The organism is Phycisphaeraceae bacterium, assembly GCA_020639155.1.
In the GTDB taxonomy this organism is placed as follows: Bacteria; Planctomycetota; Phycisphaerae; order Phycisphaerales; family UBA1924; genus JACKHF01.
The window spans coordinates 380221-397835 of record JACKHF010000002.1 but is presented as its reverse complement, the minus strand read 5'-3'; the positions used below and the strand labels follow the sequence as shown (position 1 = coordinate 397835).

13 protein-coding genes are annotated in these 17615 nt (G+C 55.4%); 7 read left to right on the top strand and 6 right to left on the bottom strand.

Annotation, left to right across the window (positions count from 1 at the left end):
* Positions 1–22 precede the first annotated feature (22 nt).
* Complete coding sequence (locus H6815_12235) at positions 23–919, bottom strand: hypothetical protein (protein ID MCB9861208.1); 897 nt, start codon at positions 917–919, stop codon at positions 23–25.
* Between the two features lie 113 nt (positions 920–1032).
* Here H6815_12235 and H6815_12230 point away from each other — a divergent pair, with 113 nt between their 5' ends.
* Positions 1033–2295 carry a type VI secretion protein ImpB gene (locus tag H6815_12230; protein ID MCB9861207.1) on the top strand — a complete coding sequence of 421 codons (1263 nt, stop codon included), beginning with the start codon at positions 1033–1035 and terminating at the stop codon, positions 2293–2295.
* A gap of 2 nt (positions 2296–2297) precedes the next feature.
* Here the strand turns inward: H6815_12230 and H6815_12225 are convergent, their stop codons facing one another.
* Positions 2298–4952 (bottom strand): serine/threonine protein kinase, encoded by a 2655-nt coding sequence (locus H6815_12225; GenBank protein MCB9861206.1) that lies wholly within the window; start codon positions 4950–4952, stop codon positions 2298–2300.
* Positions 4952–5479 carry a sigma-70 family RNA polymerase sigma factor gene (locus H6815_12220; protein ID MCB9861205.1) on the bottom strand — a complete coding sequence of 176 codons (528 nt, stop codon included), beginning with the start codon at positions 5477–5479 and terminating at the stop codon, positions 4952–4954. Before H6815_12220 ends, H6815_12225 begins: the two co-directional genes overlap by 1 nt.
* Before the next feature lie 104 nt (positions 5480–5583).
* On the opposite strand from H6815_12220, the gene H6815_12215 reads away from it, so the two are divergent.
* From H6815_12215 to H6815_12190, 6 genes are all read left to right on the top strand, one after another.
* Entirely contained in the window at positions 5584–6924 is a 1341-nt protein-coding gene (locus tag H6815_12215; GenBank protein ID MCB9861204.1) for a hypothetical protein, read from the top strand.
* Positions 6925–6986: 62 nt separating this feature from the next.
* Complete coding sequence (locus tag H6815_12210; GenBank protein ID MCB9861203.1) at positions 6987–8417, top strand: hypothetical protein; 1431 nt, start codon at positions 6987–6989, stop codon at positions 8415–8417.
* Between the two features lie 56 nt (positions 8418–8473).
* Positions 8474–9745, top strand: a complete 1272-nt coding sequence (locus H6815_12205) for a hypothetical protein (protein ID MCB9861202.1) — start codon at positions 8474–8476, stop codon at positions 9743–9745.
* Between the two features lie 63 nt (positions 9746–9808).
* Positions 9809–10663 (top strand): hypothetical protein, encoded by an 855-nt coding sequence (locus H6815_12200; protein ID MCB9861201.1) that lies wholly within the window; start codon positions 9809–9811, stop codon positions 10661–10663.
* Entirely contained in the window at positions 10585–11100 is a 516-nt protein-coding gene (locus H6815_12195; protein MCB9861200.1) for a hypothetical protein, read from the top strand. The genes H6815_12200 and H6815_12195 overlap by 79 nt, the downstream gene beginning before the upstream one ends.
* 56 nt (positions 11101–11156) lie before the next feature.
* Positions 11157–12545: a tail fiber domain-containing protein gene (locus tag H6815_12190; protein MCB9861199.1), complete on the top strand. Its 1389-nt coding sequence runs from the start codon at positions 11157–11159 to the stop codon at positions 12543–12545.
* Between the two features lie 717 nt (positions 12546–13262).
* Here the strand turns inward: H6815_12190 and H6815_12185 are convergent.
* From H6815_12185 to H6815_12175, 3 genes are all read right to left on the bottom strand, one after another.
* Positions 13263–14012, bottom strand: coding sequence for an isoprenylcysteine carboxylmethyltransferase family protein (locus tag H6815_12185; protein ID MCB9861198.1), 750 nt, complete (start codon positions 14010–14012; stop codon positions 13263–13265).
* A 222-nt stretch (positions 14013–14234) separates the two neighbouring features.
* Positions 14235–16889, bottom strand: coding sequence for a serine/threonine protein kinase (locus H6815_12180; protein ID MCB9861197.1), 2655 nt, complete (start codon positions 16887–16889; stop codon positions 14235–14237).
* The gene (locus H6815_12175; GenBank protein ID MCB9861196.1) at positions 16886–17455 is read right to left on the bottom strand and encodes an RNA polymerase subunit sigma-70; all 570 of its coding nucleotides are present in this window, start codon (positions 17453–17455) and stop codon (positions 16886–16888) included. Before H6815_12175 ends, H6815_12180 begins: the two co-directional genes overlap by 4 nt.
* Positions 17456–17615 lie beyond the last annotated feature (160 nt).

The following is a 17615-nucleotide window of genomic DNA, read 5'->3' as shown; positions in this document are numbered from 1 at the left end:
TTTGTAAATCGGTACTGCCCGTTCAGGGGCATCCAGCAGCAAACACATTGCCGTAACAGATATAGTCAAAGATATTCAGAATGCCGTTCCCGTCGCAATCTGCGTATGGATCATTTCCCGCGTATGCGTTCCCAAAGCAGATATAGTCAAAGACATTGAGTGCGCCGCTCCCATCACAGTCTGTAAACCCGCATGTGCGAGTTGCAACAAGCTGAAAATCGTCGTAGTTCATGCTCGGAATACCATCGCTCCCAATAAACGCGATAGCAATATACTTTGATTGAAGATTCGTCGGAAGCACGTTCGGCGTTGTCACCTCCAGCTCGTATGGGAGCATCTGCCCCTCGCTGCTGATTGGCGGGAGCAGCCCCTGTGTCTGCGTAAGTATCTCTCCATTGGACGGAAACACGATCGTCGATAGATCGGGTGCTCCGAGGAGCCAGACATAGATCCCCTCCTGGGTCTCGCCGGTGCCGAACCCCGCAAGGAATGACAGCCTGTAGTGTGTATTTGGCTGAATGAATACAGGGAGCGTCTGCTGCATAGCAACATGATGCAGATTCGCGACATGCATTCCTGTATGCCCGGTCAGGTACGGCTGGCCTGCGCCCACGTCTGGCGAGTTCAAGACACCGGCATAGATCAACGCGGTTGGATTTTGTGGCGGGGGCAGATACGTGCGCCAGCCAGCCACCTCAACCGTGTTCACAAACTGCGGCTGAGCGAAGAAACTCGCACGAGTCCCAACAGACACACCGACTCCACCACAACCGTTGGTCAGCTCGCCCGACGCCAATGGACGGCTGACCTGTTCAAAGCTTGGATTGATAATCGGAAGTTGGGTTTGTGCGTATGCCACACCGCTACCGGCACATATGAATCCCAATCCTCCAGCCAACCTGATCCAGTACAACCTCATGAGCATCCTCCAATGCCTCAGCATATCGCAAGGACCCACATTTCACGACCAAAATCGTGTAACAAGCCCGACACGCTTGACACGTCGGTTTTATTGTCGTATTTTGTTTGGGTATGCAAAGCCCTCTTCCGCAACTTCGCTGGCTGTTCGTGGACATGGATTCATTCTTTGCCTCCATTGAGCAGCATCTCAGGCCGGAGTTCCGCGATCAGCCCGTGGGTGTTGTTCCGGTGAAGAGTGAAGGCACCTGCGTCATCGCAGCCAGCAGACAGGCAAAGGCCTTTGGCGTGAAGACCGGAACACGTGTGCTTGATGCACGCAAACTCTGCCCGGAGATCACTTTTCTCAAAGCACGCCCGGACGTGTACGTGCAGATACACCACGCGGTCGCCAGATCCATCGAGCGATGCGTGCCAATCCACAAGGCGTATTCCATTGACGAATGGGCAATCGAACTCCGAGGCAGCGAGTGCACACCAAGCACCGCACTCGAAGTTGGACGCAACATCAAGCAATCGATTCTCAAAGATTTCAGTCCAGCCATCACATGCTCGGTCGGGATCGCACCAACGCGCCTCCTCGCAAAGATAGCCAGCGATGTTGACAAGCCCAACGGGATCTGCGCACTCCAGTTGCACGATCTCCCCCACCGACTCTCACACCTGAAACCAAAGGACCTGTGCGGCATCGGTCGAGGCATGGCAGACAGGCTTGAACGCAGCGGTGTACACACCATTGAGGAACTGTGGAATCTCAGCAAGCGCGAATCCGTCCACATCTGGAACTCTGTCACGGGTGCGGACTGGTGGACTGGGTTTCACGGCATTGATGAACCCGAGATGCCTACACGCAAGAGTTCCATGACGCACGCGAATGTGCTCGACCCCAAGTTTCGCAACGAACATGGCGCACGGGCAATCCTGACTCGGCTCGTGTGCAGGCTGGGGAGCAGACTCAGACGCGACGGATACGTTGCAGCAACACTCGCTATCAAGGTCTCGTTTCTTGATGGTTCACGATGCAAGGATGCGATCTCACTCGGCTCGGTGCAGGACACACCCGGCTTGCTTGAAGCGCTCTACAGAATGTGGGAGAGAATCGATTTCAATCGGGCGCGCCCCATTCAGGTCTGTGCAACAGTCCATGATCTGACACGCACAACAGAGATCGCAAATATTCTTTTCGAGGATGCGCACAACGCTGTAAAACTCTCCAGCACGATCGACAGCATCAACAACCGATGGGGTTTGTCGTCGATCTACTACTGCTCCATGCACGGGTACTGCCATCAGATGGACGACAAAATCGCGTTCGGGCGCATCCCGGACTCGGCAAAGCCGACGCCGTGGGCCGGAAGCATGCAGCAATCAGGATAACTTCATGGAGAGGAAACCCTCCACTTCTCAATATCCTGCAGGTGATTGCCGATCGGATCTGCGTTGTTCCAACGTTCATACATGTCGACAATCCACTCGCGGTTACGCGCCATCGCACGCAAGACTCTCGCAGATGGGTTTTCAACTGCGTTCATCGCTGTGTCAACCATCAGAAGAAGTTCTTCGGCTTTGTCAAACTCCCCTGTCAAAGCCAGACTATACCCAAGCACGGAAGCTGCAACAACGGATTGCGATGATGATTCACCCTCCTCGCGACAGAATATCTCATGTGCTTCCAATGCGCACTCGTACGCGAGGGTAGATTCGTTTGCCAAAATATACGTTTGTGCCAGGTGCAGCAAGGACGGCGCAACCTGGATATGTTGCTCACCGTAACTCGCCCGCTTGATTGCAATCGCATGCTCTAGTGATCGCACCGCATCGGTGTACCTGCCCTGCACTCGCTGTGAAACTCCAAGATTCATGTATGGCGTACCAAGTGATGCGTGCTCCTCTCCATATGCAGCGACGTACATCGCAACTGCCTTCAGATACATCTCTTCCGCTTTTTCGGCGTTGCCACGAATCGAGTAGATACCGCCAAGGCTGTTGTACACACGTGCAATATCCGGATGATTCTCGGGAAGAAAAGCCTGTCGGATTGCGAGTACCTCTTCGAGCAGCGGTTGAGCAGCATCAACATCTTCTTCGTACATGTACAATATCGCAAGATTATTCATTGTCTGAGCGATATCGAGCCTCGGCTCGCGATGCAACGAACGCTGGATTGCAAGCGCTTCCTCATACGCGCCCTTTGCCTCCTCTGAACGACCTGATCGACGCATAACAGCAGCCAGCGACGTCAACGTGCGTGCAAGGAACTCAGGATGCAGCTGTGGCTCGTCTCGACGCAACTCAATAGCTTGATGAAGGAGCGATTCAGCCTCATCAAGTTCTCGCTGTTCCAGACGAATACTCGCAAGCGAGTGCATCGCACCAGCCGCTCCATACCGGTCTTCCCCATGCACCGTCTCAAAGAGTGAGATGGATTCAGCCAGTAGTTTCTCTGCTCGCTCAAGATTTCCTTTTCTTGCCCACATCCCGCCAAGACTGCAAAGCACAGTTGCACGCTGCGCTGGTGTGCCCTTTGCAACTGTTTCGTACAGTTCCAGTGATCGCTCAAGATGCGTCTGCGAGACATCCAACAGGCCTAGTTCACGGTAGGCTGTTCCAACTGTCTCTCGCACAACCGCCTCAACTCTTGGCTGGTCCTCAAGTTGCCCGGCATCAAGACGTTCGGTGACATCATCGAGAAAATCTGTCAAAGCCACTTCCGGTTTTCCACGCTGACGCGGATCAAGCGACATTAGCACATCGCTCAGGAATCTTGTCGCGCCATTCGCATCATTCATGGCTGCAACAGCCTCGTCGCGCTGGCGCGAAATCTCATAGGCTGCAATCGAAACCGCAACCAGAGTACCCACGAGCGCAAAGAGCGCAACACCAGCAGCAACAAACAGTGCTTTGTTCCGCTGCGCAAGCTTCTGGAGCTGATACATCGTGCTCGCGGGGCGCGCGGTAATCGGCTCGTTCTGCAGGAACCGGTGGATGTCGTCGCGCAGGTCGGACGCAGACTGGTACCGGCGCGATTTGTCCTTCTCGATCGCCTTTGCGCAGATTGTCTCGATGTCGCCGCGCAGCGCTGGATTCACTTTGCCGAGCATCGTCGGCACGTTCTCGCGCACCCGCTGCAACGCGCCCGTCATTGTTGTGTCGGACAGGTCGTACGGCATGCGCCCTGAGAGCAGCTCGTACATGATCACGCCAAGCGCGTGGATGTCGGTGCGCGTGTCCACGTCATCATGCTTCCCGTCGATCTGCTCGGGCGACATGTACCCGATCGTGCCGAGGAGCGCGCCGGCCTGGGTCGCGAGCGTGTGAGAATCCTCATCGACCGATCGAGCCACACCGAAGTCGAGCACCTTCGGTTGACCAGATCCATCAACAAGAATGTTCCCTGGCTTGAGATCGCGATGGATCACGCCGTGCTGATGCGCGTGCTGCACCGCATCGCACATTTTCGCGACCAGCTCAAGTCGTGCGCGCGTGTCGAGACCGTGCAGTTCCGTGTATTTCAGCAACGGCACGCCATCAACATATTCCATCGCGAAGTACGGCCGATCGCCGACGCCATCGTTGTATGTGCCCGCTTCATAGATCTGCGCGATGCCGGCGTGCTGCAAGCGCCCGAGCATCGATGCTTCCAGCTCAAACCTGCGCAGCGCATCGGACGATATGACGCCTGGACGGATAACCTTGAGCGCCACCATGCGCTTCGGATTGCGCTGCTCGGCGAGATACACCGCGCCCATCCCGCCTGCGCCGATGAGGCGATGCACATCATACTGACCGATTGTTTCGGGAATCGCGCCATCCTCGCGCGGCTTCGAGAGAAGCTCGACCGCTGCGGGGGTGATCGGCTCTTCGAGCAGCCCGTGCCTGGACTCGTGATGCCCGAGCAGCCTGTGTACTTCAGCAATGAGACCATCGTCGCCGTTGCACTTGTCCTCAAGGAACGACGTACGCTCATGTCCGCGCATCGATCGCGCAGTCTCAAAGAGTTCAGCCACACGCCTGAAACGCTCCGTCTCGTTCATCAGCGGTCCTCGCTCAGCCGATCCCGCAGCCACGCCCGCGCAAAGTACCAGTCGGCCTCGGCGGTTTTGGGCGAGATCCCTAACTGAGAAGCGGATTCTGCGTAGGAAAGTCCTCCAAAGAATCTCAACTCGACGATTTTCGCCTTTCGTTCATCAAGTTCAGCGAGTTCGTTGAGCGCTTCGTCAAGAGCAAGCAGGTCAACATCGAGTCCGGGGGTGGCAGCGGCGTCCGCAGACAGTGTGATCTTGACCCAGCCGCCGCCGCGTTTTTGTGCACCGCGTGCTCTCGCATGATCAACCAGAATCTGACGCATCGCGTTTGATGCAACCGCGCGAAAGTGCGTGTCACTCTTCCATTTGCCATCGGCGAGCTTGACATACGCCTCGTTCACAAGTGCGGTCGGTTGAAGCGTGTGGTTCATCCTCTCATTGTGCAGATACGACGCAGCGATCCCTCGAAGCGCGGCGTACGCAGACGCAGTGATGCCGCCGTTCGTTGATTCCGCGCTGTCATCCACTGCACTCATTCGCGCAACTCCAAATCGAATGAATAGGAGATCACACCACGATTCTCGCGGTCTTGTTGAGCAGGTGCAAGTGTGCCGCAGGATTTGCAGTAAAAGGAAAGAAAATGAACCGTATTATCACGATGTTTGTTGTGTGTACGTTAGGACTGATTTCGGTTTCGCATGCTCAGACCGACACAACCTTTACTTACCAGGGCGAGCTGAACAAACTCGGCGCGCCTGTCAATGGCGCGTGCGACTTCAGGTTCCAACTCTACGACGCGATGTCGGGTGGCTCGCAGGTCAGCGGGGTAGTGCAGGTATCGCCAGTGAATGTGACTGACGGTAGGTTCAGTGTCAATCTCGATTTCGGCGCCGAGGTATTCGACGGAGCCCAGCGCTGGCTGAGCATCGACGTGAGACAACCGGCTGGCTCAGGCACATACTCGACACTCACCCCACGCCAGCCGATCACACACTCACCATACTCAATCCAGACTCGCGGCATCTTTGTCGATCAGAATAAGAACGTCGGTATCAGGACGGAGAGTCCCGTCGCAAATCTGCACATCGACGGCACCAACTCCAGTGCCGTCGGTTTCGAGATGACTGCACCCGGCGATGCGACGGGGAAGATCCAGATGGGCTCGCCGCGCAGCCACACAGCAATTGCAGGCACTTCCAACAATGGGAAGCGACGCGATATCTGGTTCATGGATCAGGGGCTCGGGTTGTTCACAAGCGCTAACGGCTCATCGCCGTTTGGTGGGACCGGTCTTTTCATCAACGAACAGGGCGAGGTTGGCATCGGAACCATCGATCCTGGGACAAATCTCGATGTTGCTGGTGACGCGATCATTCGCGACAGGCTTGGCGTTGGCAATCCGTCGAGCACGTTTGGCCAGTTAACGATTGCCAACGCTGGCGCGCCGTTCGGTCTCGAGGTCTACTCGTCAAACAGTGCGCTTCCCACGATCTACGCATCCAACTCGAACAGCGGTCCCGCGCTTTGGGCGCTTGGGACAGACGACGCGTCGCTGAATGGTGGTGGCTTGATTATTGCTGGCGCTGAATCCGGCCAGAACATCTCAATCGACCAGAACGAGATCATGGCACGCAACAACGGCGCCGCATCAACGCTGCATCTCAACGCCGAGGGAGGCCAGATCAACATGGGTGCATACGACATCCATCCTGCACTCGCATATGGGAGGGTTGATTCTACCGGACAAATCATAAGTGCTACCCCAAACGTTGTGTCCTCGCAGCGATTGGCTGAGGGTTCCTATGCGATCAAACTTGCAGACGGCGGCAGCCATGCTGACGTGATGCTCGTCACGACGTGGTCAAGCGTCGGGAGTTATCGATGGGATCCGCTGATCGATGCATTCAGGGTGGTCACACGGGACTTTGAGTTCACCGAGACGATAGACGACGACTTCGCCTTTGTGGTGTATCGCCCCTGAAACAAGTGCCACACACATAGACACACATCAATACCAGCAAACTGAAATCGGAGATCCGTGCCATGAGAACGAACACCCTCGCATCACTTATCGCAGTCGCAGCAGCTGCGCATGTCGCGATCGCACAGACCGACACAACCTTTACATACCAGGGAGAACTCAATAAGCTCGGCGCACCGGTCAATGGTGCGTGCGACTTCAGGTTCCAGCTCTACGACGCGATGTCGGGTGGCTCGGCCGTCACATCCAGAGTTACAGTCAGCGACGTTAGTGTGACCGATGGCAGGTTCAATGTCGATCTCGATTTCGGCGCAGAGGTGTTCGATGGTGCAGAGCGCTGGCTGAGCGTTGATGTGAGACAACCAGCAGGCGCAGGCACATACTCGACACTGACGCCACGCCAGCCGATCACACGATCGCCCTACTCAATCCAGACACGCGGCATCTTTGTTGATGGGAACGAGCGCGTCGGCATCGGTACGACTGCACCCGCAGACGAGCTGCACATACAACGCGACGGCGCTGCGCTGCGCATTCAGGACGACGACGATCCGGACAGCTTCTCTATCATGCGTGACACGAAGATGGATCAGATGCAGTTCCAGAAGAATACATCGAGCGGCAACGTTTTCATCGACATTGATGCACGACCACTCGACCAGATCAGCCAGTCGTTTATCCGCTTCTTCCGCTACACCACAACTGCTGGGCTCAAAAGAGCCCAGTTCTATCGAGGCGATGGCACAACAGCAATTTCCGCTGCGATCGGCGTGGACGGCGCCGACAGCTTTGTGCAGAACCACGGCGGGAACTTCGGCATCGGGACAGCAGGGCCGCAAGCAACGCTCGATGTTGCTGGGAACGCAATTGTCCGCGAGCGGCTCGGCGTTGGCAATCCATCAAGCACGTTCGGACAGGTCACCATTGCGGACGACGGCGCACCATTCGCAATCGAGGCGTACTCATCGAACAACGTGCTCCCCTCGATCTACGCATCAAACACAAACAGCGGCCCGGCAGTCTGGGCACTGGGAACGGACGATACTGCACTGAGCGGTGGCGGTTTGATCGTCGCGGGCGCAGAATCGGGCCCAAACATCTCCATCGACCAGAATGAGATCATGGCGCGCAACAACGGCCAGACATCAACGCTCTACATCAACGCGCAAGGCGGCAACATCACAATGGGGCCGAGCCAGATTCACCCCGCGTACGCGTACGGGTACATCGCTCTCGATGGCTCGATCGTATCCGCATCTTCGAACATCGTCTCGGTGCAGAGAACAGCGGTGGGCGCGTATCTCATCACTGTTGACGGAGGGTTTGCTTCGGGCGATATCTGCGTCGCTACAGCCGGGGCAGGATTCAATCTGACAACAGTCGCTGCAGGAAGAGACTTTACCCAGACAGACAAGATGAGAGTCTACGGATACAACGTTTCGAGCGAGGAACCACAGAACACGCCGTTCAACTTCGTTATCTATCGCCCCTGAAAACAGCGTGGATCCCACACATCAACATCAGCAAACAGGTCTCGGAGATCCGTGCCATGAGAACGAACACCATCGCATCACTGATCGCAACAGCAGCGGCTGCGCACGTTGTGTTCGCGCAGACCGACACGACATTCACGTATCAGGGCGAGCTGAACCTGCTCGGCACACCGGTGGATGGCATGTGCGACTTTCGTTTCCAGCTGTTCGAGGCAAACATCGGCGGTGCTTCGCTTACAAAGTCGCTGAGTAAGAGCAATGTTACAGTCGCGAACGGCAGGTTCAGCGTTGATCTTGACTTCGGCCCAGGAGTATTCGATGGTGACCAGCGGTGGCTGAACATCGATGTGCGATATCCCGCAGGATCAGGCACATTCTCGACGCTTTCACCGCGCCAACAGATCACACGATCGCCATACTCAATCCAGACACGCGGGATCTATGTTGATGGCAATGAGCGCGTCGGCATCGGCACAACCGGACCACTCGCACAACTGGATGTAACTACAGAGGCCGCAAGTTCTGGCAACAACACCGCGCGATTCTCTGCCCCCAACCTCGGTCCGCGCTCCAGCTTTATTCATTGGGGCACAACGGGCGACTGGTACATCAGATCGGCGTCGACGAGCGGCACTGTCATCATGCAGAACGATGGTGGCAGCGTCGGGATCGGTACAGCCAGTCCGCGTGTGCCGTTTGACGTTGCATTGCCAGCCAACTTCCAGAAGCGCGTCGGCATCGGAGATCCAGACGTAAATCTTGGCCAGTTGACCATTGCCGATAGGGGAGCCCCGTTCGCGCTCGATGCGTACTCGTCCGGCTTAAACCCCACGATGTTTGTCCGCAACAGCTCGACCGGCCCAGTCCTGTGGGCGGTGGGTGATGGTGACACCGCGCTGAGTGGCGGCGGCCTGATCGTGACAGGCGATGAGGGAGGTTTCAACATATCGATTGATGCAAACGAGATCATGGCGCGCAGAGCGGGCTTTACCGCAACACTGCACCTCAATGCGGAGGGCGGCGACATCAACATGGGATTGCACGATATCCATCCAGCCCTCGCGTACGGAAGGGTGTACGAGGACGGGACATTGCTCAGCGGTTCATCGAACGTGACCTGCGAGCGCACTGATGAGGGCAAGTACACCATCTCTATACAGGGAGGTTTTCAACCCACAAACGACATCCCAATTGTCTCGATGGTTCATCCCTTACCGGGATTCGTGTGGGGCATCGTTGCAACAAACGGCACGATTGAGGTGGGTACATACGACGATGGTGGCAGTGCAGATGACCGCTACTTCTCGTTCGTTGTCTATCGCCCCTGAAACAAGTACCACACACAGAAACAGACACATCAATGTCAACAGACTGAAAAGGAATATCCAGTTATGAAGATCAACACAATCGCATCAGTTATCGCAGTCACAGCAGCTGCGCACGTCGCGATCGCGCAGACAGACACAACATTCACGTATCAGGGTGAGCTCAACAAGCTCGGTGCTCCTGTGAACGACACATGCGACTTCAGGTTCTGGCTCTATGACTCGATCATGGGTGGGAATCAGGTCGGCCCGATGCTTGAGGCAACAAGTGTCTCTGTGACAGACGGACGATTCAGTGTTGATCTGAACTTCGGCGCTGCTGCATTCGATAACAGCGGGCGCTGGCTTGGTGTTGAGGTGCGCCAGCCCTCGGGCACCGGGAGCTACGCTGTGCTCACACCGCGCCAGCCGATCACACGATCACCCTATTCAATCCAGACACGCGGGATCTTCGTTGATTCAAACAAGCACGTCGGCATCGGCACCACAACTCCCGAAGCGCCGCTCCATATTAGGGAAAACTCCGCAGGCGCTGTCACAGCGCAGGCAAACTCGACCGGTGTGTTCGAACGTAACGGCCAGAACTTCATTAGCGTTCTCGCGCCAACATCGTCAGAACGTGGCATTCTCTTTGGTGATCCCTCAAATCTTGCCAACGGCGGTGTTGTGTTCAACAGCCCGTCTGTCCCCAACGGCATGCAGTTCCGCACTGGGGGCAACGTTCCGCAGGTGTATCTCAACGCCGACGGACGACTCGGGATCGGAACATCCACGATGTTCGGCCAGCTCGCGATTGCAGACGAGGGGGCATCGTCCGTATTGAGGCGTACTCATCGAACAATGTGCTCCCCACGATCTATGCATCGAACTCGAACAGCGGCCCGGCAATTTGGGCGCTGGGAACGGACGACACCGCGCTGAGTGGTGGCGGTCTGATTGTCGCGGGGGCAGAATCTGGAGCAAACATCTCGATCGATCAGAACGAGATCATGGCGCGCAACAACGGCCAGACAGCAACACTGTACCTCAACGCCAACGGCGGCAATATCACGATGGGGCCGAACCAGATACATCCCGCGTACGCGTATGGCAAGATACTTGAGAACGGCACCATCGTCTCGGCTTCATCGAATGTCACCGGAGTCACGACAACATCAACGGGTTTTATTGTCCAGATCAGCGGCGGAATCACAGACACAGATATCGCAGTCGCGAGCGACGCGCAGCCCGGTTCCACAGGCGCTCCAGTGGTTGCGCGATGCCAGCGCAGCGGATCAAACCTGCGGATCTACACGTGGAACTCACTCGACAACTGGGAGGGTCGCGACCCGGTCTCTTTCGTTATATACAGGCCGTAAAGACGCGTTGAGGTCTGTCAGCATCCCTCAGCAGTTCATCTCAAGGAGACATCGGTATGAAAAGCCAACTCGCGTTTGTTCTTGCAGTCATCGCAACAGCATCGTGTGCTGTCGCCCAAACAGACACAACATTCACATACCAGGGGCAGTTGAACCAGGCGGGAGCTCCCGCAAGCGGCACGTACAACGTCGACGTGACACTGTGGAGTGCTGCAACAGGCGGCACGCAGATCGGATCGATCATCGGTTTCAACAATCTTGCTGTCATCGATGGTACGTTTGCCGTGCAGCTTGACTTTGGCGCAGAATCGGGCATTGGCGCTGCGCCTCGCTGGCTCGAGATCAGCATCAACGGCACAGAGCTCTCGCCACGACAACTGATCACTGGCGCACCGTTCGCAGCGCAGACCAGAGGCATGCACGTCGATGCGAGCAATCGCGTCGGCATCGGCACCATCACACCCGTCGACGAGGTGCATATACAACACGACGGGGCTGCGCTGCGCATTCAGGACGACGACGATCCGGACAGCTTCTCTATCATGCGTGACACGAAGATGGATCAGATGCAGTTCCAGAAGAATACATCGAGCGGCAACGTTTTCATCGACATTGATGCACGACCACTCGACCAGATCAGCCAGTCGCTCATCCGCTTCTTCCGCTACACTACAACAACAGGGAAAAAACGCGTGCAGTTCTACAGCGGTGATGGCACCACAACGCTCTCGGCTGCGATTGGTGTTGGCGGAGAAGACAGCTACTTCCAACTCGATGGTGGCCGTGTCGGTATTGGAACGCAAACTCCAAGCGCAAAGCTGGAAGTCATAACGCCATCCGATATTGCAGTTGTTGCGCAGGCAGAAGTGTATGGTGTCTCCGGAGAAACAACAGGAGAGAACGGCAGTGGTGTTGTAGGCTTTGCTGACGTGGCGTTTGGACATGGTGTCATTGGCATCACTGGCGGTCCCAGTGGTTCAACAACGTATGCTGTGCGGGGTCACGCAACCAGATCGACCGGATACGACTTCTACGCAACCGGCGCAGGCATCAACTATGGCTCGCCCTCATCCATCCGATGGAAGAACAACATCGAACCCATTGCAGATCCTCTCGGCATGCTCGCACAGATCCGGGGCGTGTACTACGACTGGGACGCTGAGCACGGCGGGCAGCACGACATCGGGTTCATCGGCGAGGAAGTTCGCAAAGTCGTGCCCGAGATCGTCGCACCCGAGCCGGACAGCGAGTATGTCACCGGCATGGACTACGGACGCATGACACCACTCCTCGTCGAAGCCGTCAACGCGCTGCGAGCAGAAAAGGACGCTGAAATTGCTCGACGAGATGAGATCATTTCAAGGCATGAAGCACGCATTGCAGCACTTGAGTCTGTTGTGACAGAACTTCTTGCAGTACAGCGCGGAACGGAAACAAGGAAATAACAAGGTTTCAACGAATTGCGATCGCCATGATGAGCTTTGCATTACCCACGCTCGAACAATCAAACTCAACATTCACATACGCCAAGGCTGGCAGAACCATGCCGATGTCCCTGTTCCTGTACCCTCCACGTTCTGAACCCAGCTTTATTTATCACTCTGCATCCAAAGTAGTTCGAAAGGGCCGTGCGCGCTTGGGCCAGCACTCACGACTGCAGGCTGAAGCTGCGCTATTGCTTCTACCCCACAAGAGTTTGCCCACCATATGCCAAGAAAGCATCACGTGAAAGAAATTCGCAGAATCGGGGTGACAGAACACCAGTTAAACTTTTTAACAACCAAATTTACGACTTTAGCTCGAAATCGCAGATTTCATAGCGCGTGAAAGTTTGAACTCAGTATTTAGCTGACGCTTGAACGACAGACTAAATACGTGTCTTCTCTAAGACCGCCACAACCGTGAAAGTTATGGCGGCAGGAACTGAGCGAGGTTCATGTATGTCGAAAGCAAATCGACCGAGGATCAAACTCATCTCGCTTGCTCACAACGTACCTGTATTTCGATCGGTTGCGAATCACTCACATACTGTCGTTCGCATCCATAGCTCTACAGTATTTGATTCGATGCTGCGAGTGCGATCGCAAGCCAGACACACCCCTTGATTGCAAAGAATACAACCCCTGCAACACCCAATCGCTTCGCTGCGTTTGTACCGTTCATCACGCCGCACCTTCCTTTCTGCCGAACTTCGGCAGGGGGAGAAGGCCGCGAACCTCTTTTCGATATTGCCTGTACGAATCGCCGAATGCTGCGACAAGATCGCGTTCCTCCATCATCACCCCGAAGAAGATGTACCCCGTCACCATCACTGCAAAGAATAAGTGCCCGACGGTCATTGTGGGTGTCGGCCAGATTGCGATGATGAATCCGAGCATCAGCGGATGCCGAACGACTTTGTACATCCAAACGAGACGGAATGGGATCGGGCGATAATCGTTTCCCATCGCGTTCGTCACAACCTGACGAACGCCGAAGAGGTCGAAGTGACTCAGCATGAATGTCGATGCAAATACAAGGACCCAGCCAAACATTGATAAGCCAAAGAGCATGTTCGCAAGGATTGGGTTGCTTACGCTCCAGACAACGCTGGGCACCGGCTGCCAGAGCCAGCACATTGCCAGCAATATCACACTCGCAAAGAGCACGAACGTACTGCGCTCCATTGCGCATGGCACGTACCTGATAAACCATCGCTTGAACCACGGCCGAGCCATGATGGTGTGCTGGACAACGAACAGCAGAAGCATCGCACTATTAATGAGGAGTGAGGGCAGCCACGGCCCAGCAGTACCGGAGTTGATCGTCTTTGGAACAACTGCATCCGAAACAAAGCCAATAGTGTACAGGATCGTTCCGAAGAAAACGAAATACGAGACAAGCCCGAAGATGAGAATGCTGATTCGTGACAGCATCGAGCCTGTTGCCCGCCATTGGATCAGTGCGTGGATCGGACAACTGCCAGCCTCCTTGGGAGTGTGGGCAACAGAAACATTGGTTGGTGCGTGCATTGCGGTCTCCTTTTTCACAGGTGGATGTGAGCCGTCAATCTCGGCTGCATACCTAGTTGCGAAAACCGCGATCACGAGGTGACACGCTCCAGAAAATATTTTGTGTTTCGAGGCTGATTTTTCTTACCCATCAGTTGAAAACCCCGTTTCCAGCTCAGAAAGAGCACTTCGGATACGGATGCACTCCTCGGACTCCTTTCCCTTGGATTCGGAGAAAATTCCTAGCGCCTCGTTGTAGTGCGCTCTCGCATCGTCGACCTGCCCCTGCCTTGCGAGCACCGTCCCGCAAAGCTCAAGACAGTTACCAAGTTTGGGGTCGGTCGCATCGATCGCACTCCGAGCAACGGCGATGTTGTCAAATGCCACGCTCTGGGCATCCTCCAGATGGTCCATTTTGAGAAGCAACTCAGCCAGATTCGAGTTACACTGGATCGTCATGGGGTGCGCCCTTCCGAACACAGTATCAAGTCCGTCACATGCTTGCTGCGCAAGCGCGAGCGCCTGCTCATACTGCTCCTGCCTCATGAGAAAGCTCGCAAAATTGTTCTTGATGATGAGCGAGTACTGGTGCTCATCTCCGAGTGTCCGTGTGGATATCTCAAGCGCTTCTTCAAGCAGTTGTTGTGTTTGCTCTTTCCTGCCTGCAGACTCGAGTGACGATGCGAGATTGACCATGGACACCAGCACACTTGAATGCTCAGGCCCGAGCACCCGCTGCTTCTGTTCGAGTATCTCCTGGTTCATCTCGACAGCTCTGTCAAACTGTTTCAGATCGTGATACACGAGCGCAAGGTTCGTGCGTGTCTTGAGTGTGTTCGGATGATCCGGACCAAGCACATCGATCTGATAATCGAGCACGGTTTCAAACAGTCCCCTTGCACGATCAACCTCGTTTATGCCTCTGAGTGCCATCGCAAGATTGTTCCGTGTCGTCATCGTCTCCTCATGCGCGTCACCAAGCACATTGATGCGCTGCTCCAGAAGCGCCTCGTGCATCTCTATCGCACGATCCGTCTCGCCGAGATAGTTGTACACAGCTGCAAGACTGTTCATGATCGAGAGCGTTTCGGGATGCGCAGGTCCCAACGAGTCGCGAGCATGACCAATCGCATTCTCCAGCACGACTCGCGCGGTATCGTACTGGCTGTCTTCCGCATACGCTGCGCCGAGGGAAGCCATTGCACGTATGGTTAACTCGCTCCGATTTCCCATCGCCTTGGTACCGATGTCGGAAGCAATCGCAAGATGCTCGATCGCCTCATCAAATAAACCAATCGCAGAATAGAGGTTCCCGACAAGCGATCGGACCCTGACTTCTACTTCAGGTGAATCTGTTACTCCCGAACTCAGCCGAGTGCTTGCGCCATCAAGCAACGATCTGAACAGTTCCGTGTCTTGTCCGCGCGCGGTTGAGGGATCAACCCCACCGAGCAGTTGCTCGGTGAACTGGAGCACCTGTTCCTGATTGTGAGACGTTGTCTGGATGCGCTTGTTTGCTCGCGAGAGCGTTCGTGCGTGTCCAATGCTCATCGCAGTAATCGCGATCAGGCTCGCTGCCGCAATCCCGGCAATCGCGGTCGCGGCTCGGTTCCGGGAGACGAACTTTCGTACCTTGTACGTGCGACTCGGTTCACGCGCTTGCACAACACCACCTTCAAGAAATCGGACAGTGTCTTCGTAGAGTGCGTTCGCTGTTGGATACCGGCGATTCCGGTCCTTTTCCATTGCCTTTGCAGTGATCCAGTCAATCTCTCCCTTCAATCCTCGAACAATGTTGGCTCTGCTCGTGCCCTGAGTACGAGCGAGTTCCTGCGCCTGTGCCTCGTCAAGCCCAGCAACGCGGGATGACGGGCGTTCGGGCACAATCTCTCGGATCATGCGCTCGAGCTGCGCGGCACTCGCCGAACGAAACCTCTCCCGATCGAACGGAAGCGTTCCCGTTGTCAACTCATAGAGCAGCACACCCAGCGCGTACACATCTGTGCGTGTGTCGATGTCAACAGATCCCGTTGATGCCTGTTCGGGCGACATGTACTGAGGCGTGCCAACAATCTGTCGCGTGAGTGTCACGCCATCACGTGCTTCAGCACCCTCGAGTGCCTTGGAAATACCAAAGTCAATCACCTTCACATAGGCTCTTCCGTCATACTCGGTGACGAGAATGTTTCCCGGTTTGATGTCACGATGAATCACACCCTTCTGATGCGCGTGCTGAATCGACTGACACACGAGCCCAAATAGTTCGATGCGAGGGTACAAACTAAGCTGCTTTCGATTGCAGTACGCGGTAATAGTCTCACCATCGACGTACTCCATCGCAATGTATGGCTGCCCCGAATCCGTTCTACCCGCGTCGAGCACACGCGCGATCCCGGGATGATCCATACGCGAGAGGAGCACGCGTTCATCCTCGAACCGCTTGAGCACAGATCCTGTGTCCATGCCTGGATTAAGCACTTTCACGGCAACCAGCCGTTCGATCGGCTCTGTCTGTTGGCAGAGATAGACCGTGCCAAACCCGCCTTCACCGATCGGTCGTATCTTCGTGTATGCACCAATGTACGACGAAGATAACCCAGCCGAAACCGATTCAACAGGTGCGGCACTACTCACATCTTTAAGAAAATCACCTGCTTGCGTATGCAGCCGCAGCAGATCCCGTACGCGATCTTTCAGTTCGAGATCGTCTTTGCACACTTCGTCGATGTAGCCGGCACGATCCTTCTCGGGCATCTCAACGAGATCAAGAAATATGGCCTTTGCAGTTTGGTTCGTCATAGCTGTGTGTTTTCGTCAGACAGAAGCTCAAAGAGCCTAGCCCGTGCAAATGTCCACTCACGAATCACCGTGCGTTCAGACACATCCAACGATTTCGCTGTATCTTCAACAGATAAGCCCGCAAACAAGCGAAGAGAAACAACTCTGGATGCCCGCGGATCCTCGCTCTCAAGAACGCGCATCGCATCTTCGAGCGCGAGTATCTCCGCCGGATCCCTATGTTCAGCGAGATCAATGAGACCCAAAGGCAACTTTCTCTGTCCACCCCCACGCTTCTGCGCGTTTTTCCCACGGGCATGATCGATCAGAATGCGGCGCATTGCAAGCGCAGCTGCGTAATAAAAATGTGCTCGGCTCTCCCATGAGAGTGCCTGATTCCCAATCAGATCCATGTAGGCCTCGTGTACCAGTGCTGTCGCTTGGAGTGTGTGATCAGCACGCTCCCGCTTCATGCGAGCCCGTGCAATGTGTTTGAGCTGTGCGTAGACTTCGTCGAGCAGCTCAGCCCCGGACCGAGCGTCGGCATTGTTCAGAAGTTCTGTCACATGGCAGTTCGGATCTTGCATGATGCAATCGTTTTCTGTCCTGTGGCAACAGTCTCTTCCCGGAGTCTCTTTGACACCGATTCTAGGCTCAGATAACTGTCCCTCTTGCTATCAGCATTCTTGCGCACCGATCAGTTCAATAATCCTCGGCATATGCTTTCAGCAGTCTTTGGAAACCGTT